The organism is Streptomyces sp. NPDC005722, assembly GCF_040630935.1.
GTDB lineage: Bacteria > Actinomycetota > Actinomycetes > Streptomycetales > Streptomycetaceae > Actinacidiphila.
Window position 1 is genome coordinate 70,351 of the sequence record NZ_JBEXYN010000008.1, and the last position, 24,182, is coordinate 94,532.

Annotated in this window: 23 protein-coding genes and 1 pseudogene; 8 read left to right on the forward strand and 16 right to left on the reverse strand. The window is 73.6% G+C overall.

Annotated features, from left to right (window positions below):
* Nucleotides 1–102 precede the first annotated feature (102 nt).
* Together ABZ479_RS12555 and leuA are read right to left on the reverse strand one after the other, a co-directional pair.
* A complete protein-coding gene (locus tag ABZ479_RS12555; RefSeq protein WP_500461572.1) occupies nucleotides 103–840 on the reverse strand; it encodes a TerB family tellurite resistance protein in 738 nt (245 codons plus the stop codon).
* Nucleotides 841–1,022: 182 nt separating this feature from the next.
* The gene (gene leuA / locus ABZ479_RS12560) at nucleotides 1,023–2,786 is read right to left on the reverse strand and encodes a 2-isopropylmalate synthase (protein WP_500461573.1); all 1,764 of its coding nucleotides are present in this window, start codon (nucleotides 2,784–2,786) and stop codon (nucleotides 1,023–1,025) included.
* Nucleotides 2,787–3,090: 304 nt separating this feature from the next.
* Between leuA and ABZ479_RS12565 the strand changes: the two genes are divergently transcribed.
* From ABZ479_RS12565 to ABZ479_RS12575, 3 genes are read left to right on the forward strand one after another with little or no spacing between them, the layout of a single operon-like run.
* Nucleotides 3,091–4,209 (forward strand): M4 family metallopeptidase, encoded by a 1,119-nt coding sequence (locus ABZ479_RS12565; protein ID WP_500461574.1) that lies wholly within the window; start codon nucleotides 3,091–3,093, stop codon nucleotides 4,207–4,209.
* A gap of 9 nt (nucleotides 4,210–4,218) precedes the next feature.
* Nucleotides 4,219–4,485, forward strand: coding sequence for a protealysin inhibitor emfourin (locus ABZ479_RS12570; protein ID WP_500461575.1), 267 nt, complete (start codon nucleotides 4,219–4,221; stop codon nucleotides 4,483–4,485).
* Between the two features lie 3 nt (nucleotides 4,486–4,488).
* Complete coding sequence (locus ABZ479_RS12575) at nucleotides 4,489–5,934, forward strand: carotenoid oxygenase family protein (RefSeq protein WP_500461576.1); 1,446 nt, start codon at nucleotides 4,489–4,491, stop codon at nucleotides 5,932–5,934.
* On the opposite strand, the gene era is transcribed toward ABZ479_RS12575, so the two are convergent.
* Complete coding sequence (gene era, locus ABZ479_RS12580) at nucleotides 5,931–6,884, reverse strand: GTPase Era (RefSeq protein WP_499598858.1); 954 nt, start codon at nucleotides 6,882–6,884, stop codon at nucleotides 5,931–5,933. The genes ABZ479_RS12575 and era overlap by 4 nt on opposite strands.
* Nucleotides 6,885–7,110: 226 nt before the next feature.
* Here era and ABZ479_RS12585 point away from each other — a divergent pair.
* Nucleotides 7,111–7,380, forward strand: a pseudogene (locus ABZ479_RS12585) (helix-turn-helix domain-containing protein); the annotation flags it as partial.
* 47 nt (nucleotides 7,381–7,427) lie between these two features.
* Here the strand turns inward: ABZ479_RS12585 and ABZ479_RS12590 are convergent.
* The 4 genes from ABZ479_RS12590 to ABZ479_RS12605 form a co-directional block, all read right to left on the reverse strand.
* The gene (locus ABZ479_RS12590) at nucleotides 7,428–7,775 is read right to left on the reverse strand and encodes a cytidine deaminase-like protein (RefSeq protein ID WP_499598859.1); all 348 of its coding nucleotides are present in this window, start codon (nucleotides 7,773–7,775) and stop codon (nucleotides 7,428–7,430) included.
* A gap of 64 nt (nucleotides 7,776–7,839) precedes the next feature.
* A complete protein-coding gene (locus ABZ479_RS12595) occupies nucleotides 7,840–9,174 on the reverse strand; it encodes a hemolysin family protein (protein ID WP_500461577.1) in 1,335 nt (444 codons plus the stop codon).
* A 5-nt stretch (nucleotides 9,175–9,179) separates the two neighbouring features.
* Nucleotides 9,180–9,677 (reverse strand): rRNA maturation RNase YbeY, encoded by a 498-nt coding sequence (gene ybeY / locus ABZ479_RS12600; protein WP_500461578.1) that lies wholly within the window; start codon nucleotides 9,675–9,677, stop codon nucleotides 9,180–9,182.
* A 13-nt stretch (nucleotides 9,678–9,690) separates the two neighbouring features.
* A complete protein-coding gene (locus ABZ479_RS12605) occupies nucleotides 9,691–10,704 on the reverse strand; it encodes a PhoH family protein (RefSeq protein WP_499598862.1) in 1,014 nt (337 codons plus the stop codon).
* Nucleotides 10,705–10,840: 136 nt separating this feature from the next.
* Here ABZ479_RS12605 and ABZ479_RS12610 point away from each other — a divergent pair, with 136 nt between their 5' ends.
* Genes ABZ479_RS12610 through ABZ479_RS12620 form a run of 3 tightly spaced genes read left to right on the forward strand, consistent with a single transcriptional unit; the run spans nucleotide 10,841 to nucleotide 12,025 of the window.
* Nucleotides 10,841–11,356: a GNAT family N-acetyltransferase gene (locus tag ABZ479_RS12610; protein ID WP_500461579.1), complete on the forward strand. Its 516-nt coding sequence runs from the start codon at nucleotides 10,841–10,843 to the stop codon at nucleotides 11,354–11,356.
* 52 nt (nucleotides 11,357–11,408) lie between these two features.
* Nucleotides 11,409–11,636 (forward strand): FitA-like ribbon-helix-helix domain-containing protein, encoded by a 228-nt coding sequence (locus ABZ479_RS12615; RefSeq protein ID WP_326576205.1) that lies wholly within the window; start codon nucleotides 11,409–11,411, stop codon nucleotides 11,634–11,636.
* Nucleotides 11,633–12,025 (forward strand): type II toxin-antitoxin system VapC family toxin, encoded by a 393-nt coding sequence (locus tag ABZ479_RS12620; RefSeq protein WP_500461580.1) that lies wholly within the window; start codon nucleotides 11,633–11,635, stop codon nucleotides 12,023–12,025. Before ABZ479_RS12615 ends, ABZ479_RS12620 begins: the two co-directional genes overlap by 4 nt.
* Nucleotides 12,026–12,055: 30 nt before the next feature.
* Here the strand turns inward: ABZ479_RS12620 and ABZ479_RS12625 are convergent, their stop codons facing one another.
* Entirely contained in the window at nucleotides 12,056–13,153 is a 1,098-nt protein-coding gene (locus ABZ479_RS12625; protein WP_500461581.1) for a carbohydrate kinase family protein, read from the reverse strand.
* Between the two features lie 127 nt (nucleotides 13,154–13,280).
* On the opposite strand from ABZ479_RS12625, the gene ABZ479_RS12630 reads away from it, so the two are divergent.
* The gene (locus ABZ479_RS12630) at nucleotides 13,281–14,192 is read left to right on the forward strand and encodes an FHA domain-containing protein (protein WP_500461582.1); all 912 of its coding nucleotides are present in this window, start codon (nucleotides 13,281–13,283) and stop codon (nucleotides 14,190–14,192) included.
* A gap of 87 nt (nucleotides 14,193–14,279) precedes the next feature.
* Here the strand turns inward: ABZ479_RS12630 and ABZ479_RS12635 are convergent, their stop codons facing one another.
* The 8 genes from ABZ479_RS12635 to hrcA all read right to left on the reverse strand — a co-directional run bounded on the left by ABZ479_RS12635 (nucleotide 14,280) and on the right by hrcA (nucleotide 24,109).
* On the reverse strand, nucleotides 14,280–14,795 hold the full coding sequence (locus ABZ479_RS12635) for a hypothetical protein (RefSeq protein ID WP_500461583.1): 516 nt from the start codon (nucleotides 14,793–14,795) through the stop codon (nucleotides 14,280–14,282).
* Nucleotides 14,796–14,864: 69 nt separating this feature from the next.
* Nucleotides 14,865–15,854, reverse strand: a complete 990-nt coding sequence (locus ABZ479_RS12640; protein ID WP_500461584.1) for an adenosine deaminase — start codon at nucleotides 15,852–15,854, stop codon at nucleotides 14,865–14,867.
* Between the two features lie 495 nt (nucleotides 15,855–16,349).
* The gene (locus tag ABZ479_RS12645; RefSeq protein ID WP_500461585.1) at nucleotides 16,350–17,264 is read right to left on the reverse strand and encodes a ribonuclease Z; all 915 of its coding nucleotides are present in this window, start codon (nucleotides 17,262–17,264) and stop codon (nucleotides 16,350–16,352) included.
* A 6-nt stretch (nucleotides 17,265–17,270) separates the two neighbouring features.
* Complete coding sequence (locus ABZ479_RS12650; RefSeq protein ID WP_499598871.1) at nucleotides 17,271–17,630, reverse strand: histidine triad nucleotide-binding protein; 360 nt, start codon at nucleotides 17,628–17,630, stop codon at nucleotides 17,271–17,273.
* 109 nt (nucleotides 17,631–17,739) lie between these two features.
* Nucleotides 17,740–21,012: a S41 family peptidase gene (locus tag ABZ479_RS12655; protein ID WP_500461586.1), complete on the reverse strand. Its 3,273-nt coding sequence runs from the start codon at nucleotides 21,010–21,012 to the stop codon at nucleotides 17,740–17,742.
* An 86-nt stretch (nucleotides 21,013–21,098) separates the two neighbouring features.
* Nucleotides 21,099–21,836 (reverse strand): 16S rRNA (uracil(1498)-N(3))-methyltransferase, encoded by a 738-nt coding sequence (locus tag ABZ479_RS12660; RefSeq protein WP_500461587.1) that lies wholly within the window; start codon nucleotides 21,834–21,836, stop codon nucleotides 21,099–21,101.
* Between the two features lie 114 nt (nucleotides 21,837–21,950).
* Nucleotides 21,951–23,093 (reverse strand): molecular chaperone DnaJ, encoded by a 1,143-nt coding sequence (dnaJ, locus tag ABZ479_RS12665; RefSeq protein WP_500461588.1) that lies wholly within the window; start codon nucleotides 23,091–23,093, stop codon nucleotides 21,951–21,953.
* Nucleotides 23,093–24,109, reverse strand: a complete 1,017-nt coding sequence (gene hrcA, locus ABZ479_RS12670) for a heat-inducible transcriptional repressor HrcA (RefSeq protein ID WP_499598879.1) — start codon at nucleotides 24,107–24,109, stop codon at nucleotides 23,093–23,095. The genes dnaJ and hrcA overlap by 1 nt, the downstream gene beginning before the upstream one ends.
* Between the last annotated feature and the right edge of the window lie 73 nt (nucleotides 24,110–24,182).

Sequence of the window (24,182 nt, forward strand, 5' to 3'; positions counted from 1 at the left end):
CGAGCCGCGCGTTACTGCCCGGGGTGCGGGACGGCTCCCGTTACTCCCCGGGGAGTACGCCCGACGGCGGTTCGGCACCGCCGGGCGGCGGGGGCGGGCGGGTCAGGAGGGCGTGCGGGCCGCGGCTTCCAGGATGCGCTCGGTGTCCGCGCCGACCAGGCCCAGGCAGCGGCCGACGGCGCCGAGGACCTCGCGCTCGGCGGGCAGGTAGGGACCGTCGGCGAGGGCGATGAGGGCGCCCTGGAGCAGGATGTGCTCGCGGCCCTGGGGGGCGAGGTGGCGGGAGAGGGGTTCCAGGGCCTCGTGGAGCTCGATGGACAGCCAGCTGCCGCAGCCGTCGAGGGCGTCCGCGAGCCCGTCGGCGTCAAGGGCGTCGGAGGCGCCGGGGAACCGGCCCTCGTCGGCGACGATCGCGGCGAGCAGGCCGAGCAGCTGGTCCTCGGTGCAGTCGGTGAACCCGGCCGAGCGGACCGCGCCGACGGCCGCCTCGCGGGCGCCCCGCCCCATCGCGCCGCCGGCGGTGAGCACGGCGAGGGCGACGGTGTGGACGGCGTCGCGGAGCATGGCGGAGAAGACGGTGGTGGTGGGCTGTTCCAGGACCTCCGGGCCGTGGTGCGTACGGCACACCACGCACTCCACGACCGTGCCGGCCGAGCCGCGCGGCAGCAGGGGCAGGCCCAGCACGGTCAGCCGCCTGATGCCGGTGCGCCGCCGGTAGCCGCGGTCGCCGCCGCAGCCCGCGCAGAAGAACTCCCCGTCACCTTCGGTGTGCCAGACCGTTCGCACGCCCAAGATGCACAAGCCCTTGATCTGGAGCACTTCGCACCCTCCGGCCAGCATCCCGATTACACCGGTTCGTCCCATTACGCGCCGTAGGCGTGGGTAACGCTCCGGCAACGGCGCCGCAATGACGTGATGTTAGCCACATGAGAGACGCGCAGTCAGTACCACGGGAGGGCCGAATACAAGAATCGGCCACGGCGCCCGGGCGGGCGCCGTGGCCGGTTCACCGCGTGCGGTGGCTAACGGGCCGCGCGGTTGACGGCGGAGACGACCGCCTTCAGCGAGGCGCGGGTGGTGTTGGCGTCGATCCCGATGCCCCACAGGACCTTGCCGTCGATGGCGCACTCGATGTACGAGGCGGCCTGGGCACTGGCGCCCTCGCTCATGGTGTGCTCGGTGTAGTCCAGCAGGCGGGCGTCGACCCCGACCGAGGCCAGCGCGTCGAAGAACGCGGAGATCGGGCCGTTGCCGGTACCGGTCAAGGCCGTCGCGGCGCCGTCCACGACCGCCCCGACGGTCAGGGTGTCGGTGCCGTCGCTGCTGGTCGAGGTCTGCGCCGAGCGCAGGACGATGCGGCCCCAGGTGTTGGCCGGGGTCGGCAGGTACTCGTCCTCGAAGATCGCCCAGATCTCCTTCGGCGTGACCTCGCCGCCCTCGGCGTCGGTCTTCGCCTGGATGATCTTCGAGAACTCGATCTGCATGCGGCGCGGCAGGTCCAGCTTGTGGTCGTTCTTCAGGACGTACGCGACGCCGCCCTTGCCGGACTGCGAGTTCACGCGGATCACGGCCTCGTAGGAGCGGCCGACGTCCTTGGGGTCGATCGGCAGGTACGGGACCGCCCACTCGATGTCGTCGACCGTCTTCCCCTGGGCGGCCGCGTCGGCCTCCATGGCGTCGAAGCCCTTCTTGATGGCGTCCTGGTGGGAGCCGGAGAAGGACGTGTAGACCAGGTCGCCCACGTACGGGTGGCGCGGGTGGACCTCCATCTGGTTGCAGTACTCGGCGGTGCGGCGGATCTCGTCGATCTGCGAGAAGTCGATCATCGGGTCCACGCCCTGGCTGAACAGGTTCATGCCCAGGGTGACCAGGTCGACGTTGCCGGTGCGCTCGCCCTGGCCGAACAGGCAGCCCTCGATGCGGTCCGCGCCCGCCATCAGGGCCAGTTCCGCGGCGGCGACGGCCGTGCCGCGGTCGTTGTGCGGGTGGACCGACAGGCACACGTGCTCGCGGCGCGACAGGTTGCGCGACATCCACTCGAAGCGGTCCGCGTGCGTGGAGGGCGTGGAGCGCTCCACGGTCGCCGGCAGGTTCAGGATGATCTCGCGGCCCTCCTCGGGCTGCCAGACGTCCATGACCGACTCGCAGACCTCCAGCGCGAAGTCCAGCTCGGTGTCGGTGAAGATCTCCGGGCTGTACTGGTAGCCGAAGACGGTCTCGTCGCCCAGGACCTTGTCGGCGTACTCCATGACCAGCCGGGTGCCGTCCACGGCGATCTGCCGGATCTGCTCCTTGGAGCCGCGGAAGACCACCCGGCGGAAGGTCGGGGCGGTCGCGTTGTACAGGTGCACGGTCGCGCGCGCCGCGCCGCGCAGCGACTCCACGGTCCGCTCGATCAGCTCCTCGCGGGCCTGGGTCAGCACGGAGATCGTGACGTCGTCGGGGATCGCGCCCTCTTCGATGATGGAGCGCACGAAGGCGAAGTCGGTCTCGCCGGAGGCGGGGAAGCCGACCTCGATCTCCTTGTAGCCCATCGACACCAGCAGGTCGAACATCGCGCGCTTGCGGGCCGGCGACATCGGGTCGATCAGGGCCTGGTTGCCGTCGCGCAGGTCGGTGGACAGCCAGCGGGGGGCCTTGGTGACGCGCCGGTCGGGCCAGGTGCGGTCGGGGATCTCCACGGCCTCGTACGGCTTGTACTTGTGCACCGGCATCGCGGTCGGGCGCTGACGCACGGTCGCGGCGGTGATGGGCGTGGGGCGGCCGACGGCGTTCGGGGTGGACATCTGCGGGGGTGCTCCTCGGTTGCGGCTGTGAGGCGGCCGACCGGCGCTGGTGCAACGCCAAACCCCGCGGGGAGGGAGTCGACCTGGACTACAGGCCCTCGCCGCGGCAGCTAAGAAGAAGCAGCCCGAAACGCATGATGCGATCGACCATAGCCGAGCCCCCGGGGACCCTGCAGCCGCTGCGGCGTTCTTCTCAGTATGCAAGACCGCCCGTGATGGCATGAAAAACACAGAACTTCCCCCCTTTTCGTGGATCATGGCGACACCTAGTGACAGACAGTGAGCACCGTGCCACATTGCCCTGATGGAGCAGACACCTGTTTTCTGCACGATCGTGCCGCCGCACGTCCTCGACGAGGTCGCCCGCAACGAGGACCGCGCGCTGGCCGCACCCGCCCGCCGCACCCTGGAACGCGACGCCGCCGAGCGCACCCGCCGCCGGCTGACCACCGTCATCGGCGCCCTCCCGGTGACCGGGGCGGAGCCCTCGGACCGGCCGCGCCGCACGATCGGCGACGCGGAGCACGGCACGGACCTGCCGGGCCGCACGGTCCGCGGCGAGGGCGACCCGGCCCTCGCCGACGACACCGTCAACCGGGCCTACGACGGGCTGGGGGCGACGTTCGAGCTCTACCTGACGGCGTACGGCCGCCACTCCATCGACGACGCCGGGCTGCCGCTGGACGCCACCGTCCACTACGACCGCGACTACAACAACGCCTTCTGGAACGGCCAACAGATGGTCTTCGGGGACGGCGACGGGGAGCTCTTCCTCGACTTCACCCTCCCCCTCGACGTCATCGGCCACGAACTCACCCACGGCGTCACCCAGTACACCGCCAACCTGGACTACTTCGGCCAGTCCGGCGCCCTCAACGAGTCGATGTCCGACGTGTTCGGCTCCCTCATCAAGCAGTACGCGCTCGGCCAGACCGCCGACGAGGCCGACTGGCTGATCGGCGCCGGGCTGCTCGCCCCGCGTGTCACGGGGGTGGCGCTGCGCTCCATGAAGGCCCCCGGCACGGCGTACGACGACGACGTCCTCGGCAAGGACCCGCAGCCCGGTCACATGGACGCCTACGTCCGCACCTCGCGGGACAACGGCGGCGTGCACATCAACTCCGGCATCCCCAACCGGGCGTTCCACCTGTGCGCCACCGCCCTGGGCGGCAACGCGTGGGAGCGGGCCGGGCTGGTCTGGTACGACGTGCTCACCGGTGGCGCCCTGTCGCCGCGGGCGACGTTCGCCGAGTTCGCCCAGGCGACGGTCGCCGCGGCCGCCGCGCGCTTCGGCGAGGGCGAGGAGCACACGGCGGTGGTGAAGGCGTGGTCGGAGGTCGGCGTCCCGGCCGCCGTCAACGGCAGCGACGTGCCGCGGCAGTCCTCCGTCCCGGAAGGTGCGCGACCGCCCGCGCAGGGGTAGACGTCCGCCATGCGCATACAGGTGATCCGCTCCGGCGGTTTCGCGGGGATCGAGCGCCGGGCCGTGCTGGACACCGCCGGCCGGCCCGACGCCTTCCGCCTGCACGCCCTGGCCCGCGACGTCCTCGCCGCGGCCCCGGACGAGCCTCCGCAGGGCGTGCCGGACGGCTTCCACTACGAGATCACGCTCGACGGCCGCACGGTGCGGTGCGCCGACCCGTGCCTGACGGAGGAACAGCGCGAACTGGTCCGGCTGGTGCTGAAGGAGGGCGCGTAACCGATGAGCGGGTACCCGACCGGGCTGCGCAGCCTGACCGACGAGGTGACCGTCCCCTCACTGCCGGTACGCGGACGGCTGCCGCGGTGGCTGGAGGGGGTCCTGCTGCGCAACGGACCCGCCCTCTTCGAGGCCGGCGGGCACCGCTACCGGCACTGGTTCGACGGCCAGGCGATGCTCCACCGGTTCGCGATCGAGGACGGCCGGGTCTCCTACGCCAACCGCTTCCTGGACGTCCCGAGCAGCCGCACCGCCCGGCACGAGGGCCGCATCGCCTACCAGGAGTTCGCCACCGACCCCTGCCGCTCGCTCTTCGCCCGGGTCTTCACCCCCTTCCTGCGCAGGCCGTCCGGGAACGCCAACGTCAGCGTCGCCCGCTTCGGCGAGCGCTTCGTCGCGCTGACCGAGACCCCGCTGCCCGTGGAGTTCGACCCGAGGACGCTGGAGACGGTCGGCGTCGTCGGCTACGAGGACGCGCTCGCCGGGCAGTGGACCACCGCCCACCCGCACCAGGACCCGGTCACCGGCGAACTGGTCAACTTCGTGGCGCACTTCGCGCGGCGCAGCGAGTACCGCGTCTACCGCCAGTCCTCCGACGGAACGGCCCACCGCAGGCTGCTGGGCAGCCTGCCCGTGTCCCGGCCCGGCTACATGCACAGCTTCGCGATCACCGACCGCCACGTGGTGCTGGTGGAGTTCCCGCTCGTCGTCAACCCGCCGGCGCTGCTGCTCAGCGGCCGGCCCTTCATCGAGAACTACCGCTGGCGCCCGGAGCGCGGCACCCGCTTCATCGTCATGGACCGCCGGGACGGCACCGTCCGCCGGGTCGCCAAGGGCCCGGCCTTCTTCGCCTTCCACCACGTCAACGCCTTCGAGGACGGCGACGCGCTGGTGCTGGACCTGTGCGCCTACGAGGACCCGTCCGTCATCGACGCCCTCTACCTCGACCGGCTGCGCGAGGGCGGCGGAGTCCCGCAGGCCCGTCCGACGCGGTACCGGATCGGCGCCGACGGCGCGGTGAGCGCCGAACGGCTCGGCGAGGAGCCGATGGAGCTCCCCCGGATCGACTACGGACGGTGCAACGGCCGCCCCTACCGCTTCGCGTACGGCGTCGGCAGCCGCGACGGGCGGGGCGGGAACTTCGCCGACCAGCTGGTGCGGCTCGACACGGCCGACGGCGGCACGCTCACCTGGTGGGAGGAGGACTGCCACCCCGGGGAGCCGGTCTTCGTCGCGGACCCGCAGGCCCCGGCGGAGAGCGAGGGCGAGGGCGTGGTGCTCTCCGTCGTCCTCGACGCCGCGGCCGGCTCGTCCTTCCTGCTGGTGCTGGACGCCGCCTCGTTCCGCGAACTGGCCCGCGCCGAGGTCCCGCACGCGGTGCCCTTCGGCTTCCACGGGGTCTTCAGCGGCACGGAAGCCGCCGGAGGCGCCCCCGCCGGCACGGCCTAGAAGCCGAGCTTGCGCAGCTGCTTGGGGTCGCGCTGCCAGTCCTTGGCGACCTTCACGTGCAGGTCGAGGAAGACCGGGGTCCCGAGCAGCGCCTCGATGTGGCGGCGGGACTTGGTCCCGACCTCCTTCAGCCGGGCGCCCTTGGGGCCGATGATGATGCCCTTCTGGCTGGGGCGCTCGATGTAGATGTTGGCGTGCACGTCCAGCAGCGGCTTCTCCGCCGGGCGGTCCTCGCGCGGCAGCATCTCCTCGACCACCACGGCGATGGAGTGCGGCAGCTCGTCCCGCACGCCCTCGAGCGCGGCCTCGCGGATCAGCTCGGCCACCATCACCTGCTCCGGCTCGTCGGTGAGGTCGCCCTCCGGGTAGAGGGCCGGGCCCTCCGGCAGCAGCGGGACGAGGAGGTCGGCGAGGAGGGAGACCTGCCGGTCGCCGACCGCGGAGACCGGGACGATCTCGGCCCACTCGATGCCCAGTTCGGCGCCGAGCCGGCTGACGTCCAGCAGCTGCTCGGCGAGCCGCTTGGAGTCCACCAGGTCGGTCTTGGTGACGATGGCCACCTTGGGGGTCTTGCGGACCTCGGCCAGCTCCTTGGCGATGTAGCGGTCGCCGGGGCCGAGCTTCTGGTCGGCGGGCAGGCAGAAGCCGATCACGTCGACCTCGGCCCAGGTGGTGCGGACGACGTCGTTGAGCCGCTCGCCGAGCAGGGTGCGCGGCTTGTGCAGGCCGGGCGTGTCGACGAGGACCAGCTGGGCGTCCGGACGGTGCACGATGCCCCGCACGGTGTGCCGGGTGGTCTGCGGCCGGTTGGAGGTGATGGCCACCTTCGTGCCGACCAGAGCGTTGGTCAGGGTGGACTTGCCCGCGTTGGGGCGGCCCACGAAGCAGGCGAAGCCGGCCCGGTGGGCGGGGGCGGGGGTCGTCTCGGTGCGAACGCTCATGGCGACCATTGTCCCTGATCCACCGGGCCCGGCTGACGCCGCCGGGCCGCGGCCCGGGCCCCGCGTGCCCGGTACGGGGGCCGCCCGCCGCGCGCAGGGACGGTCCTCGGGGCCGCGTCCTCCCCGCTGACCTGTGCGTTCCGGCCGGGTCGCGGCGCTCGGACGGCGTTTCCCCGGCCGTCGACCGGTGTTCCGCCGCGGGCACGGAACCGTCCAGGAAGCGCTGCTATGACCGATGGCTATGGACGTCCACCTGCGTGACCTCCGCTACTTCGCCGCGGTCGCGGACGAGCTGCACTTCACGCGCGCCGCCGAGCGGCTCCGCATCTCCCAGCCCGCGCTCTCCAAGCAGATCCGGGCCCTCGAACGGCAACTCGGCTTCAGCCTCTTCGACCGCGGGCCGCGCGGCGTCGCGCTCACCGCGCAGGGCGCGGCACTGCTGCCCGCAGCGCGCGCCCTGGTCGGCGACTGGTCGCACGCCCTGCAGACGGCCCGCTCGGCGGGGCCGGCCCCGCGCTGACCGCCGGCCCGACCCGGTCTGCCGCAGCCGGGTCAGCCGGCGGTGACCGTCGCCCGGACGGCGCCGTCGGGCCCGGCCAGCAGCACGGGGGTGCCGGCTCCGCCGAGGTCGCGCACGGCCGCACGGTCCGCCTCCGGCACCGCGTCCGCCTCGGACACCACGGCCGCCGCCTCCAGCGACGTGGCGCCGCTCGCCACGGCCATGGCGACCGCGGTCCGCAGCGCGCTGAGCGACAGCGACTCCAGGGCGACGGTGCCCGCCACGTAGGTGCGGCCCGTCTCGTCGCGGACCGCCGCGCCCTCGGCGACGCCGTTGCGCGCCCGGGCCGAGCGGGCCAGGGTGATGATCTTGCGGTCTTCCGGGTGCAGCTCGTCACTCATGGCGGTCAGCGTAGCCGTCCCGCCCCCGCGGCCCCCGCCGCCTCCGGCCGCGGCCGGACGGGCGCTACCCGCCGTGCATCGCCCCGTCCGGCTCCGGGCCCGCCGGGTCCTCGTCCACGACGGCCACGACCGGCTCCACGAGGACCGCGCCGATGCGGTTGCGGCGGCCCGACGGGGCCTCCGCGGTGAGCCGCAGCGCGGCCGGCGCCTGCGGTGCCGAGGCGGTCTCGGGGAGCGCCACGACGGCGGAGGCACCGGGGATCGGCACCCGGCCGAGCGTCTTGGCGAGCAGGCCGCCGACGGTCTCGACGTCCTCGTCGTCCAGGTCCACTCCGTAGAGCTCGCCCAGGTCGCCGAGGTCGAGGCGGGAGGTGACGCGGTAGCGTCCCCCGCCGAGCTCCACGACGGGCGGCAGCTCCCGGTCGTACTCGTCGGTGATCTCGCCGACGATCTCCTCCAGGATGTCCTCGATCGTGACGATGCCGGCCGTGCCGCCGTACTCGTCGATGACGACGGCGACGTGGTTGTGCTCGCGCTGCATCTCGCGCAGCAGGTCGCCGGCGTTCTTGGTGTCGGGGACGAAGAAGGCCGGGCGCATCAGCGAGGAGACCGGTTCGGTCTCGGCGTCCCGGTTGATGTGCACCCGGCGGGCGAGGTCCTTGAGGTAGACGATGCCGACGATGTCGTCCTCGCTCTCGCCCGTGACCGGGATGCGCGAGAAGCCGCTGCGCAGGGCGAGGGTCATGGCCTGGCGGATCGTCTTGAAGCGCTCGATGGCGACGAGCTCGGTGCGCGGCACCATCACCTCGCGCACCAGGGTGTCGCCGAGCTCGAAGACGGAGTGCACCATGCGGCGCTCCTCGTCCTCGATGAGGGACTCGCTCTCGGCGAGGTCCACCAGCGCCCGCAGCTCCGCCTCGGAGGCGAACGGGCCCTGGCGGAAGCCCTTGCCGGGGGTGAGGGCGTTGCCGAGGAGGATCAGCAGCGCCGGGACCGGGCCCATGACCCGGGCCAGCGGCAGCAGCACGTACGCCGCCGCGGTGGCGGTGTTCATCGGGTGCTGGCGGCCGATGGTGCGCGGCGAGACGCCCACCGCGACGTACGAGACGACGATCATGACGGCGACCGCCACCAGGACCGCCTGCCAGGTCCGTTCGAAGTGCCGGACGCACACCACGGTCACCAGCACCGCCGCCGCCATCTCGCAGGCCACCCGGACCAGCAGCGCGACGTTGAGGTAGCGGGTCGGGTCCGAGGAGACCGCCAGCAGCTTGTCCGCGCCCCGCCGGCCGGCCCGCACCGCGGCCTCCGCGCGGAAGCGCGAGGTGCGGGCGAGACCGGCCTCGGCGCAGGCGGCCAGCCAGGCGACGACCACCAGCAGGACGGCGAAGACCACCATCGCGATCAGTGGGTGGTCGTCGGGGCCGGCGACGGCCCCTGGATGCCGCGCTCGGCGCGCCAGCCGTCGAGGATGGCCTTCTGCAGGCCGAACATCTCGGCCTTCTCGTCGGCCTCCTCGTGGTCGTAACCGAGCAGGTGCAGCACCCCGTGGACGGTGAGCAGCTGCAGCTCCTCGTCCATGGAGTGCTTGGTCACGGCCGCGTCGCCCTGCTTCTTGGCCACCTCGGGGCAGAGCACGATGTCCCCGAGCAGGCCCTGCGGGGGCTCCTCGTCGTCCTTCCCGGGACGCAGCTCGTCCATCGGGAAGGACATGACGTCGGTGGGGCCCGGTTCGTCCATCCACTGGATGTGGAGCTGCTCCATGGCGTCGGCGTCGACCGCGATGACGGAGAGCTCGGACAGCGGGTGGATGCGCATGTGCTGCAGGGCGTAGCGGCTGATGTCGAGTACCGCCGCCTCGTCGAAGTCCCAGCCGGATTCGTTGTTGACGTCGATCGCCATAGTGCTTCGGTGGCTACTTTCGGTTGCCGTTGAGGTCGTCGTAGCGCTCGTAGGCGTCCACGATGCGCCCCACCAGCTTATGGCGTACGACATCGGTGCTCGTCAGCCGTGAGAAGTGCACGTCCTCGACGCCGTCCAGGATGTCCACGACCTGGCGCAGCCCGCTCTTGGTGCCACCGGGCAGGTCGACCTGCGTGACGTCGCCGGTGATGACGATCTTGGAGTCGAAGCCGAGCCGGGTGAGGAACATCTTCATCTGCTCGGCGCTGGTGTTCTGCGCCTCGTCGAGGATGATGAACGCGTCGTTGAGCGTGCGTCCGCGCATGTACGCCAGAGGAGCGACCTCGATCGTCCCGCTCGCCATGAGGCGCGGGATCGAGTCGGGGTCGATCATGTCGTGCAGCGCGTCGTACAGCGGGCGCAGGTACGGGTCGATCTTCTCGTAGAGCGTGCCCGGCAGGAAGCCGAGCCGCTCGCCGGCCTCGACGGCGGGACGGGTCAGGATGATCCGGTTGACCTGCTTGGACTGCAGGGCCTGGACGGCCTTGGCCATGGCCAGGTAGGTCTTGCCGGTACCGGCCGGGCCGATGCCGAAGACGATCGTGTGCTTGTCGATCGCGTCGACGTAGCGCTTCTGGTTGAGGGTCTTGGGGCGGATCGTGCGGCCCCGGCTGGACAGGATGTTCTGGGTGAGCACCTGGGAGGGGGTCTCCTCCAGGCCGTCGGCTCCGCTGTCCTTGCGGAGCATGGCGATCGACCGCTCCACTGCGTCCTCCGTCATCGGCTGGCCTGTGCGCAGTACCAGCATCATCTCGTCGAAGAGGCGCTGGACCAGCGCGACGTCCGCGGATTCACCGCTCGCGCTGACCTCATTGCCTCGTACATGGATGTCGACGGCCGGGAACGCCTGCTCTATCACGCGCAGGAGCGAGTCGCCGGACCCCAGGACCGTCACCATGGGGTGCTTGGCCGGTACGACGAAGTGGGCGCTCGCCTGCGGTTGCTGCGTTGTCGGTGTCTGAGTCATGGGCCAGGCTCGACGGCCTGCTCATCCCGCCTTCTGCTGTTCGACATGCCACTGGACTTGGGGTTCAAGGGTACGTCGGTACGGCTGGGGTGCCGAGAGGTTTTACGCTGCGTCACGCGACGGGTAGGAGCACGGCATGGAGATCCGCACCGGAGGACCCGAGGACCTGCCCGCGACGCTCGCCCTGCTGGACGGGGCGATCGCATGGCTGACCGCGCACGGCCGCGGCGGCCAGTGGGGCACCCGCCCCTGGTCCTCCCGGCCCCCGGCGGTGGAACGGGTGACCCGCTACGCCGAGGAGTACCTGCTGCGCGCCGCCGAGGTGGACGGCCGGGTGGTCGGCGTGTGCGTGCTGGCCGAGGAGCGGCCCGACTACGCCCCGCCCGTGGACGAGCCCGAGCTGTACCTGCGGCTGCTGGTCACCGACCGGTCGCTGTCCGGCAGCGGCATCGGCGCCGCCCTGGTGGAGGACGCCGTCGCCGAGACGCGGCGGCGCGGCTTCGGGCTGCTGCGGGTCGACTGCTACGCGGGCGGCGAGGGCCGGCTCGTCCGGCAGTACGAGGCCCTGGGCTTCACCCGTGCCCAACCCTTCGCCGTCTCCCGGGCCGAGGACGACCCGTGGCCGGGCCAGATCCTGGAGCGCCGGATGTGACAACGCATGCGAAACGCATGCATGCATGCGTTTCGCATGCTACCGTGACGACATGGCGAACATCCAGATCAAGGACGTCCCCGACGACGTGCACCGCACCCTCAAGCACCGCGCGGTCGAGGCGCACCAGTCCCTGAACGAGTACCTGCGCCAGAGGCTGATCGAACAGGCGAGAACGCCGACGGTCGACGACATACTGGCCAGCGCCCGGAAGTCGGCGACAGCCGACTACACCGTGGAGGACTTGCTGGGTCACCTCGACGAGGGGCGCCGCGGGTGATCGTCGTCGACGCGTCCGCGCTCGTCCTGGCCCTCACCCACGGCGGCCCACTGGGCGATCTCGCGCGCAAACGCCTGTCCGGCGAGATCCTGCACGCACCGGCCGTCATCGAGTTCGAGGCGGCCCACGCGATCCGTGGTCTGTGGCTCGGAGGAAAGCTGGAGCAAGCGGCGGCGGAGACGGCGATCACCCTGCTGTCCGCCCTGCCGATCCAGCGCACGCCGGGCTGCGCCCTGCTCGATCGCGTCTGGGAGCTGCGCGCCAACCTCTCCGCGTACGACGCTTCGTACGTCGCCCTCGCCGAACACCTGGGGTGCGCCCTGGTCACCGGAGACGCCCGCATCGAGCGCGCCAAGGCGGCCCGCTGCCCCGTCGACGTGATCGCCTGACGCCTGACCCGGCACGGCCCGCCCACAGCGTCAGCGCATCGGTGGCGGGCGGAAACCGATCGTCGGTACGGCACGGCGCAGGGGCCAGCGGCGGGTGCCGGTGGGCAGCAGGTCGTCCAGGAAGGCGTAGCGGCGCAGCGCGGAACGGTCCTGGTCGTCGTAGGCCTTCGCGTGCTGCCACCAGGCCGCGATCTCGATCCAGCCGGGCGCCGACAGCGAACCGCCGAACTCCTGCACCGACAGCGCGGCCGTGAGGCACGCGAAGGCCAGCCGGTCGGGGAGCGGCCAGCCGGCCAGCGTGCCGGTCATGAAGCCCGCGACGAAGACGTCCCCGGCGCCGGTGGGGTCCAGGGCCTCCACGGAGAGCGCCGGGACCTCGGCGGCCCGGCTGCCGGCGGAGTCGACCGCGTACGCGCCCTCGGGACCGAGCGTGACCACCGCCAGCGGGACCAGCTCGGCCAGCTTGCGGGCGGCGGCCCGGGGGCAGTCGGTGCGGGTGTAGCGCATGGCCTCGGCGGCGTTCGGCAGGAAGGCCTCGCAGTGCGCCAGGTCGGCGAGGTCGGCGCTGTCCCAGCGGCCGCTGTCGTCCCAGCCGACGTCGGCGAAGATCCGGCTGCCCCGGTCCGCGGCGGTGCCGATCCACTCCTGCTGCGGGACCCCGGGCACCAGGGAGGCCAGGCACGCCCGGCTCGGCGGCGGGCACGGCGGCGCGGGCTCCTCCGGCGGCGGGGCCTCGTGGCCGTGGCTGACCATGGTGCGCTCGCCCTCGTACGCCATGGAGACCGTGACCGGGGAGTGCCAGCCGGGGATCTTGCGGGACAGCCCCAGCTCGATGCCCTCCCCCTCGGCGAGGGAGTCCCAGCAGTACTCGCCGTACACGTCGTCGCCGAAGGCCGCCGCCAGCGAGGTGCGCAGCCCCAGCCGGGCGAGGGCGGTGGCCATGTTGGCCACCCCGCCGGGGCTCGACCCCATGCCGCGCGCCCAGGACTCGGTGCCGCGCACGGGCGCGCTGTCGAGACCGGTGAAGATGATGTCCAGGAAGACCGTGCCGGTCAGGTACACATCGGTCTCCGGGTCGTCCGGCCCGCGCACCGCCGCGAGCGGGTCGAGGACGGGCTGGTCTTCCACCCGGGCTCCTCCCGACCTGGTGTCGTTCCGACCGATCGTACGCGCGCCCGGGGCCGTGACCAGCGTTTGTCCGCGCGGGGACGCGGACGGATGCTGAGGGAAAGCGGATGACCCCCAGGGGCTGGAGATGCCCGGACACTCGGCCGCACCGCCACAACTGATCGTGACCACGGGGCCCGACCCCGGACGCGCCTACCCCGTGCCGGCCGGCTACTCGGAGATCGGCAGGCTCGCCGGCAGCGGGATCCGGCTGGACGAGGAGGGCGTGAGCCGGCGGCACGCCGCGATGAACCGCGCCGGCAGCCACGTCGTGCTCAGCGACCTCGGCTCGACCAACGGCACCTACCTCAACGGGGCCCTGCTCGACGCCCCGCGGCCCCTCCACGACGGGGACCTGCTGCGCATCGGCCACGTCGAACTGCGGCTGTCGGTGGAGTCGGCCCGGCAGGGGCGGGCGGACCCCGGGGACCCGGTCGGTCCCGTGGACACCGGTGACGAGGCGGAGGCCGGGGAGGCCGCGGAGGCCGGGGATGTCGCGGAGCCCGGGGATGTCGCGGGCGGCGCTCCCCCGCCGCTGACCGTCCTGCACGACCTCGGCGACACCCGCGCCCCGTCCTGGCCGGGCCGCACCCACCGGCACCCGTCGGGGCGCGCCCAGTACCTCGCCGGGCGCCGGCGCTACGGGGGCGGCGACGAGGTGCCCGAGGCGGACCCCGGAGCCGTCGAGGATGCCTGGACCGGGCTGTTCCGGGTGCCGGGGCCGGGGCGGGTGCTCATGGCCGCGGGGGTCCTGGTGGCGCTGGCGGGGTTCGCCCTGTGGGTGTCCCTGATCCTCAGCCTGCTGGGCGGCGCGGGCAGCGCGCAGGCCCCGCCGGACCCCTTCACGGAGACCCTGTGGGGGGTGCCGAAGGCACCGCTGGGCTTCACCGCGTTCGCGGCGGGCGCCGTGCTCTGCGCGGGCGGCGCGGCCCTGTCCCGGCACGCGCGCGGGAGGGGCGCCGCGCCGGGAAGGCGGCGCGCCGGCCGGCACCGCCACTGAGCCGACGCCGGGCCCGACGCCGGGGTGCGGCAGGCGATCTGAGGGGCGGTCACGCCCACGCGCCGTCCGGGCTCCCGGCCCGGCGTCCTACGTGCCCTGGCCGGCGGCGGGCCGCCAGCCCGCGGTGCCGGTCCCCCCGCGCGGCGGGCGCGGGCCGCGCCGGTGCGAACGGGCCAGCCACAGGCCCCGGCCCAGGGACCACAGGACCAGCCCGGCGACGACGGGCCCGCCCAGCAGGATCGCCAGCCCCGCCCCGATGTTGGCGCCGATGACCCCGGCCGTCACCGTCCGCCAGATCGCCCCGGTCAGCACGCCGGCCGCGGCCAACGGCCCTATCACCGCCCACCACCGGCCGTCGAAACGGTCGGGCCCGGGGCGGGAGGCCCGGCCCAGCAGCACCGCCGCGGCGGTGGCCAGCACGGCCGCGGCCGCGCCGATCGCGGTCTCCGCGCCTTCCGGGATGCCGAAGGGCCGGACCATGTAGTCCAGTTCGGCGGGCTCGAAGCCCGCGGCGTCCTGCCGGCCCATGAGCCCCCAGGTGGCGACGGGCGCGGTCACGATCAGAGCGGCGGCCGCCGCGGTCCGTATCAGGTGCTTTCGCATGCCTCCATGCTCCGCCCGTGCGGCACGGCCCGCATGAGTGCGCGTACTCAGACGGGCGCGCGGCCGCACTCAGAACGTGTGGGCGTCCACCTCGGCGAGGTACCGGGCCCGCAACTCCTCCTCGTCGTCGAGGAAGGCGGCCAGGAAGGAGTTGCGGGCGAGCCTGCGCAGGTCGTCCTCGCCGAGCGGGAGCGCGCCGGCCACGGCGTCGAAGGTGTCGCCCGCGTAGCCGCCGAAGTAGGCGGGGTCGTCCGAGTTCAGGGTGACCAGCAGCCCCGCGTCGAGCATGGCGGGCAGCGGGTGGTCAGCGAGGGTGTCCACGCAGCGCAGCCGCACGTTGGACAGCGGGCAGACGGTCAACGGCACCTGGTCGCGGACCAGCCGGGCCACCAGGTCCGGGTCCTCCATGCTGCGGATGCCGTGGTCGATCCGGTCGACGCCGAGCACGTCCAGCGCCTCCCGCACGTACTCCGGCGGGCCCTCCTCGCCCGCGTGCGCGACCCGGCGCAGGCCGGCCGCCGCGGCCGCCTCGTACACCGCGCGGAACTTCGACGGCGGGTGGCCGACCTCGGCGGAGTCCAGGCCGACGGCGCTGATCCGGTGCAGGTGGGGCCGGGCCGCCTCGAAGGTCTCCAGCGCGGACTCGGCGGACTCGTCCCGCAGGAAGCACATGATCAGCCGGGTGCTGACGCCGTGCCGCTCCGGGGCGCGGTCCAGTGCCCTCGCCAGGCCCTCCACCACCGTGCCGAGCGGGACGCCGCGCGCGGTGTGGGCCTGCGGGTCGAAGAAGACCTCGGCGTGCCGCACGCCCTGCGAGGCGGCACGGGCCAGGTAGGCGTCGGCGAGGTCGGTGAAGTCCTGCTCGGTGCGGAGCACCGCCATGAGCGCGTAGTACAGGTCCAGGAAGGACTGCAGGTCGCTGAAGGAGTACGCCTGCCGCAGCTCCTCGGCCGAGGCGTACGGCAGGTCGACCCCGTTGCGCTCGGCCAGGGCGAAGGCGAGTTCGGGTTCGAGGGTGCCCTCGATGTGCAGGTGCAGTTCGGCCTTCGGAATGCTCACCCGGCAACCGTACAGGTCAGGGGCATACGGACGGCTCCGCCCGCCCGGAGCCGTGCGGCGCGGCCATGATGCTGCGGCGGATCATCCCCCGGCACGGCCACCCCGCAACGCGGATGCCCGGGCGGGCAGACCGACCGGGGCCTCAACGGCTCCCCGGAAGGCAGGCGTTGAAGGCCTCCGCTCCGCCGGAAGTCCCACGGCACGGTCACGGCGACGCGCGCACCACCCCCAGCAAGGCCACCGCGCAACGCGGATGGATGCCCGGGCGGGCGCGCCCACGCCGGCACGGAAGAGGACCCCGGGAGGGGCAAGCGGCGCGGCGCACGCCAGAGCGGCGCCTCGACGGCTGCCGGGAGTCTCCCGGCCCGGCACGGTCACCGTGACGCGCACCCCACCCCCAGCACCGCCACCGCGCAACGCGGACGGATGCCCGGGCGGCCGCGCCCACGCCGGCGCGGAAGAGGACGCCGGGAAGGGGGAGTTCGAGGTCGGAAGTCAGTCCTGGCGGCGCTTCGGGACCGGAACCCGGCCGAGGTCCTGGGCGACGGTCAGCTCGCCCTCGAAGCCCGCGTCCCGCGCCTGGCGCTCGAACTGCGCGGGGTCGGTGTAGCGCTGCGAGAAGTGCGTGAGCACCAGGTGACGGACGCCGGACTCCGCCGCCACCCGGGCGGACTGACCTGCCGTCAGGTGCCCGTGCTCCTCGGCGAGCGCGGCGTCCTCGTCCAGGAAGGTCGACTCGATGACCAGCATGTCGCAGCCGTCGGCGAGGGCGTACACCGCGTCGCAGAGCCGGGTGTCCATCACGAAGGCGAAGCGCTGCCCGGGGCGCGGCTCGCTCACGTCGGCGAGGGTCACCCCGTCCACCTCGCCCTCGCGCTGCAGCCGGCCCACCGCGGGGCCGGTGACGCCGTGCGCCGCGAGCCGCTCGCGCAGCATGCGGCGCCCGTCGGGCTCCACCAGCCGGTAGCCGTAGGCCTCCACCGGGTGCGACAGCCGGCGCGCCTCCAGCCGGAACGCGTCGGAGTCGACCAGCACGGCCGCCTCGCCGGCCACCGGTTCCTCGCGCAACCGCACGGTCTCGCGGTAGGCGGTGGCGTACCGCAGCCGGTCGAAGAAGCGGCGGCCGGACTCGGGGTAGTGGGCCGTGACGGGGTGCGGCACCCGGTCGAGGTTGATCCGCTGGATCACCCCGGCCAGGCCCAGGCTGTGGTCCCCGTGGAAGTGGGTCACGCACAGCCTGGTCAGGTCGTGCGCCGCCACCCCGGCCCGCAGCATCTGGCGCTGCGTGCCCTCCCCCGGGTCGAAGAGGATGCCCTCGGCGTCCCAGCGCAGGAAGTAGCCGTTGTGGTTGCGGTGCCGGGTCGGGACCTGGCTGGCCGTGCCGAGCACGACCAATTCACGTGCGGACACCGTCGGTTACCCGGGCGGCCACTCGAGGCCACGGCCGCCCAGCACGTGGGCGTGCGCGTGGAAGACGGTCTGGCCCGCTCCCGCGCCGGTGTTGAAGACGATCCGGTAGCCGCTGCCGTCCACCTTGTCCTCGGTGGCGACCTCGCCCGCCTCCCGCAGCACGTCCGCGGCGAGCTGGGGCGCCTGGGCGGCCAGCGAGGCGGCGTCCGGGTAGTGCGCCTTGGGGATGACCAGGACGTGCGTGGGCGCCTGGGGGTTTATGTCGCGGAACGCGACGGTCGTCGCGGTCTCCCGCACGACGGTCGCGGGGACGCTCCCCGCGACGATCTTGCAGAACAGGCAGTCCGCCTGCGGCTCTCCCGCCACCTGACGCCTCCGTCCAGGGGTTGACCAGTACGTCCCGCATGCTACCGGTGCCCCACGCGGCGGCGCGCCGCCACGGGGCCCGGGTCGCGCCGGGCCCCGCGCCCCGCCGCTACGGCAACGGCGGCGCGGTGCGCGCCGGGTCGGCCTCCAGCGCCTCCAGGGCGAGGCGGACGGCCTCGTCGAGCTGCGGGTCGCGCCCGGCGGCGTGGTCCTGCGGGGTGTGGACGACCTCGACGTCCGGGTCGACGCCGTGGTTCTCCACGTCCCAGCCCACGCCCTCCAGCCACGTGGCGTACTTCGGCTGGGTGACCAGCGTCCCGTCGACCAGGTGGTAGCGGGAGTCGATGCCGATGACGCCGCCCCACGTCCTGGTGCCCACCACGGGCCCGATCCCCAGCGCCTTGATCGCCGCGTTGACGATGTCGCCGTCCGAGCCGGAGAACTCGTTGGCGACGGCCACGACGGGCCCGCGCGGCGCGTCCAGCGGGTAGCTGAAGGCCGGCAGCCCGCGCGGCAGGTCCCAGCCGACGATGCGCCGCGCCAGCTTCTCCACGACCAGTTGCGAGGTGTGGCCGCCGCGGTTCTCCCGCACGTCCACGACCAGTCCCTCCCGGACGACCTCCACGCGCAGGTCGCGGTGGAGCTGGGCCCAGCCGGAGCCGACCATGTCGGGGACGTGCAGGTACCCCAGCCGGCCGGCGGACAGCTCGCGCACGTAGGCCCGGCGTCCGGCGACCCAGTCGTGGTAGCGCAGCGGCTCCTCGTCCGCGATGGGCACGACCACGACGTGGCGCGCCGCCCCGCCGTCGGCCGGGCCGACGGTGAGCTCGACCGGCTTGCGCACGGTGCCGATCAGCAGCGGGCCGGGGCCGGTCAGCGGGTCCACGGGCCGTCCGTCGACCGCGAGGATCGCGTCGCCGGCCCGGACCGCGACGCCCGGCGCGGCCAGCGGGGAGCCGGCCAGCGGGTCGGAGGTCTCCGAGGGCAGCACCCGCTGCACGCGCCACACGCCGTCGGCGTCGCGGGCGAGGTCCGCGCCCAGCAGGCCCTGGCGGTGCAGCCCGTCGCCGCGGCCGCCGGCCGGCATGACGTAGGCGTGCGAGGTGCCGAGCTCGCCGGCCACCTCCCAGAGCAGGTCGACGAGGTCGTCGTGGGTGGCGACCCGGTCCAGGACGGGCCGGTAGCGCTCGCGTACGCCGTCCCAGTCGACGCCGCCCATGTCGGCGCGCCAGAAGTTGTCCCGCATCAGGCGGTGCGACTCGTCGTACATCTGGCGCCACTCGGCCTGCGGGTCCACGGTGACGCGGACCCGGGAGAGGTCGACGGTGACGTTGCTGTCGGTCTCGTCGTCGGACGGCGCCGACTTGTGGTCGGCCGAGGCCACCCGCAGCCGGTGACCGGACGTCACCAGGACCTTGTTGCCGTCGCCGCTGACGGCGAAGTCGTCGGCGTCGTCGGCGATGTCCTCCACGCGCAGTTGCTTGAGGTCGTAGCGCTCCAGCGCGGTGGACGGCGGCTCGGCCTCGGGCGAGGCCAGGCTCGCGCCCAGGACCCCCCGCACGGGGTGCCGCAGCCACAGGACGCCGTCCTTGGCCGCGCGCAGCGTGGAGTAGCGGGCCGCCTCGACCGGGAAGGGCACGATGCGGTCGGCCAGGCCCTCGGCGTCCACCTTGGTGACGGGGGTGCGGGGCCGGTCCTCGCCGTCCTCCGTACGGGAGTCCTTCTTGCCGTCGTCCTGGGCGCGGTCGTCGCCGTCCTTGTCCTCGGCGGAGGAGTCGACCGGGCGCCCGTGGCGCTGCGGGCCGAAGGGCGAGGGGGTGGTGGCGGCGAGGGTGATCAGGTGGGGGCGGCAGGCGCCGAGGAAGGCCATGTCGAAGACGTGGTCGTCGTAGACCGGGTCGAAGGAGCGCTCGGAGAGGAACGCCAGGTGCTTGCCGTCGGCGGTGAAGGCGGGCGAGGAGTCCCGGAAGCGCAGCGGGGTCGCGTCGACGACGGTGAGGTCGGCGGTCGAGGCCAGCTTGAGCCGGCGCAGCGGGTCGGGTCCGGCGTGCGACCAGGCGAGCCAGGCCGAGTCCGGCGAGAAGGCGAGGCCGGTGGCGTGGCCGTGCTCGCCCTCCACGACGGTGCGGACCTCGCCGGTCTGGGCCTCGACGAGCAGCACCCGGCCGTCGTGCGAGGCGACGGCGATCCGGTGGCCGTCCGGGGAGACGGTCATCGCCAGCACCCGGCCGAGCCGCCCGGCGGCCAGCCGGCGGGGCGCGGCCGGGCCGGTGCCCGCCGCGGGGGCGATCTCCAGCGCGTCCTCGCCCTCGGCGTCGGTGACCCAGACGACCTGCTGGTCGCCCTCGCCGCCGAACACCCGCGGCAGCCGCGTGCGCACCCCCGGCTCGGCGGACAACGCCCGTGCCGGGCCCCCCCGGTGGGTGACCCAGTGCGTGGTGCCGCGGATCTCCACCGCGCTGCCGCGGCCGGTGTGGTCGGGCCGCGCGTCGCCGAGGTGGTGGGCCGCGTGGACCGGGTGCGGCTGCAGGTCGGCACGCTGGCCGCCGAGGCGCACCTCGACCGGGCGGGCCTGCGCGCCGTCGAGGTCGTCCAGCAGGAACAGCCGTCCGGTGCTGGTCCAGACGACGCGGGTGCCGTCGGTGGCGGCCTGGCGCGCGTAGAAGCCGCCGTCCCCGACGGCGGTGTGCCGGCGCAGGTCGCCGCCGTCGGGAAGGCTGGAGTAGAGGGCGCCGACGCCCTCGTGGTCGGAGAGGAACGCGATCCGGTCCCCCACCCACATCGGGTACTCCAGGTTGCCGTCCAGGTCGGCGTGGACGCGCTCGAACTCCCCGTCGCCGGTGCGGTCGATCCACAACTTGCCCGCGGTGCCGCCCCGGTAGCGCTTCCAGGCCGCCGCCTCGCGGCCCATGGTGGCCGACAGCAGCAGCACGGCCCCGTCCGGGCCGTGGGCGACGCCCCCGACCGGTCCGTACGGCAGCGTCGTGGCGGGACCGCCGTCGACCGGGATCGCCCGCGCCCAACTGCGGCGCAGCGAGGCCTGACCGTAGGTGCTGATGGCCAGCACGTCGCCGCCGGGCGTCCAGCCCCGCACCGAGGTGCGGCCGCTGCCCCAGTACGTGAGCCGCTTCGACGGCCCGCCGTCGGCCGGCGCGACGTGCACCTCGGGTGCGCCGTCCCGGGTCGAGGTCCACGCGATGAGCGTCCCGTCGGGCGAGAACCGCGGGTGGTTGACGGGCATGTTGTCGGCACTGACCCGCCAGGCCCGGCCGGTGCCGTCCAGCGGGGCGGCCCAGACGTCGTCCTCGGCGGTGAAGGTGACCAGGTCACCGTGCAGGTGCGGGAAGCGGAGGTACGCGGGGTGCGAAGGCTGCTGCGTCACGTCGTCACACTAACCACCCGGGGCCACGCTGGTCAGGGGTTTTCGATCTCATTGCCCGCCAGGGGCGTTCGGCCCCGGCGGCCGCCTCAGCCCCAGCGGCCGGTGCGGCCCAGCAGGAGGGCCGTCGCGGCGACGCCGGCGGTGGAGGTGCGCAGGACGCTCGCACCGAGGCGGTACGGCTCGGCCCCGGCCGCGGCGAAGGCGTCGAGCTCCTCGGGGGACACCCCGCCCTCGGGGCCCACGACGAGCACGATGTCGCCCTCGGGCGGCAACGGCGCGGTGGCGAGCGGCTCGGAGCCCTCCTCGTGGAGGACCGCGGCGAACGCGGCGCCGGACAGCAGCCCGACGAGCTGACGGGTCGTCAGCAGGTCGGGGACCTCCGGGAACCGCAGCCGCCGGGCCTGCTTGGCGGCCTCACGGGCGGTGGAACGCCACTTGGCCAGCGACTTGGCGCCGCGCTCGCCCTTCCACTGGGTGATGCAGCGCGCCGCGGCCCACGGCACGACGGCGTCCACCCCGACCTCGGTCATGGTCTCGACGGCGAGTTCACCGCGGTCGCCCTTGGGCAGCGCCTGGACGACCGTGATCCGCGGGCGGGGCGGGGCCTCCTCGCGGACCTCGGCGACGGCGACCTCGAGCGTGTCCTTGCCGTCGACGGCCGCCACCGTGCCGTACGCGCCGCGTCCCAGGCCGTCGGTGAGCACGATCTCCTCCCCGGCCCGCAGCCGGCGCACGGAGACCGCGTGCCGTCCCTCGGGGCCGGAGAGCGTGATGCGGGCCCGGTCCAGCACGCCGGGTTCGACGACGAAGACGGGTGCGGTCACGCGGCGGTCCTCGGGGAGCGGTGGGTCAGGGCGGCCATGCGCCCATCGTGCCACGGCGGACGACGGCCCGCGGTCCGGGGTGGACGACACCCCGGACCGCGGGCCGCTGGGCGGTCAGCGCCCGTTGAACGCGTCCTTCAGGCGGGAGAACAGCCCCTGCTGGCCCGGCTGGAACTGCCCCAGGGGGCGCTCCTCGCCGCGCAGCTTCGCCAGGCGGCGCAGCAGTTCCTCCTGCTCCGGGTCGAGCTTGCCCGGGGTCTGGACCTCGACGTGCACGATGAGGTCGCCCCGGCCGCCGCCCCGCAGGTGCGTGATGCCGCGCTGGTGGAGCGGGATCGACTGGCCGGACTGCGTCCCGGGCCGGATGTCGATCTCCTCCATCCCGTCCAGGGTCTCCAGCGGGACCTTGGTGCCCAGCGCCGCGGCCGTCATCGGGATCGTGACGGTGCAGTGCAGGTCGTCGCCGCGCCGCTGGAACATCGGGTGCGGCAACTCGCGGATCTCGACGTACAGGTCGCCGGCGGGGCCGCCGCCGGGGCCGACCTCGCCCTCGCCCGCCAGCTGGATGCGGGTGCCGTTGTCGACACCGGCCGGGATCTTGACCGTCAGCGTGCGCCGCGACCGGATCCGGCCGTCGCCGGCGCACTCCGGGCACGGGGTCGGCACGACGGTGCCGAAGCCCTGGCACTGCGGGCACGGCCGGGAGGTCATGACCTGGCCGAGGAAGGACCGCGTGACCTGCGAGACCTCGCCGCGGCCGCGGCACATGTCACAGGTCTGCGCGGTCGTACCCGGGGCTGCGCCCTCGCCGTGGCAGGTGTTGCAGACCACGGCCGTGTCGACCTGGATGTCCTTGGTCGTGCCGAAGGCCGCCTCGTCCAGCTCGATCTCCAGCCGGATCATGGCGTCCTGGCCGCGCCGGGTGCGCGAGCGCGGGCCGCGCTGCGACGCCGTGCCGAAGAAGGCGTCCATGATGTCGCTGAAGTTGCCGAAGCCCTGGCCGAAGCCCGCACCCGCACCCGCACCGGCACCGCCGTTGGCGGACAGCGGGTCGCCGCCGAGGTCGTAGACCTGCTTCTTCTGCGGGTCCGAGAGCACCTCGTAGGCGGCGTTGATCTCCTTGAACCGCTCCTGGGTCTTCGGGTCCGGATTGACGTCCGGGTGCAGCTCTCGCGCGAGACGGCGGAAGGCCTTCTTGATCTCGTCCGGGCCTGCGTCGCGGCGCACGCCGAGCACGGCGTAATAGTCCGTGGCCACTACGACTCCGCCAGGATCTGTCCGACGTAACGTGCCACTGCGCGTACCGCTCCCATCGTTCCGGGGTAGTCCATGCGGGTCGGTCCGACCACGCCGAGTTTCGCCACCGCCTCGTCGCCCGAACCGTAGCCGACGGAGACGACCGATGTGGAGTTCAGGCCCTCATGGAAGTTCTCGTGACCGATTCTCACCGTCACGCCCGAGTCCTTGGCCTCGCCCAGCAGCTTGAGGAGCACCACCTGCTCCTCGAGCGCCTCCAGCACCGGGCGGATCGTCAGCGGGAAGTCGTGCCCGAAGCGGGTCAGGTTGGCCGTGCCGCCGAGCATGATCCGCTCCTCGGTCTCCTCGACCAGGGTCTCCAGGAGTGTGGCGAGGACCACCTGGACGGAGGGCCGTTCGTCGGGCTCGAAGCCCTCGGGGAGTTCCTGCACCAGCGGCGGGACGTCGCTGAACCGGCGCCCCACCACCCGGCTGTTCAGCCGGGCGCGCAGGTCGGCCAGCACGGTCTCGCCGACCGGTGCGGGGACGTCCACCAGCCGCTGCTCCACCCGTCCGGTGTCCGTGATCAGCACCAGCATGATCCGGGCCGGGGCGAGCGCGAGCAGCTCCACGTGGCGCACCGTCGAGCGGGTGAGCGACGGGTACTGGACGATCGCGACCTGCCGGGTCAGCTGCGCCAGCAGCCGCACCGTACGGGCCACCACGTCGTCGAGGTCGACGGCGCCGTCCAGGAAGTTCCCGATGGCCCGGCGCTCGGCGCCGGAGAGCGGCTTGACGCTGGTGAGCCGGTCGACGAAGAGCCGGTAACCCTTGTCGGTCGGCACGCGGCCGGCGCTGGTGTGGGGCTGCTGGATGTAGCCCTCCTCCTCCAGCACGGCCATGTCGTTGCGGACGGTCGCCGGGGACACGCCGAGGGCGTGCCGTTCGGTGAGCGCCTTCGAGCCGACCGGCTCCTCGGTGCCCACGTAGTCCTGGACGATGGCACGCAGTACTTCCAGCCGTCGTTCACTGAGCATCGCGCACCTCCAGTCGCTCGGTCACCGTGCGGGTCGTGTCGCCCCCGTGGCCCTGGCACTCCTCTTCCCTGAG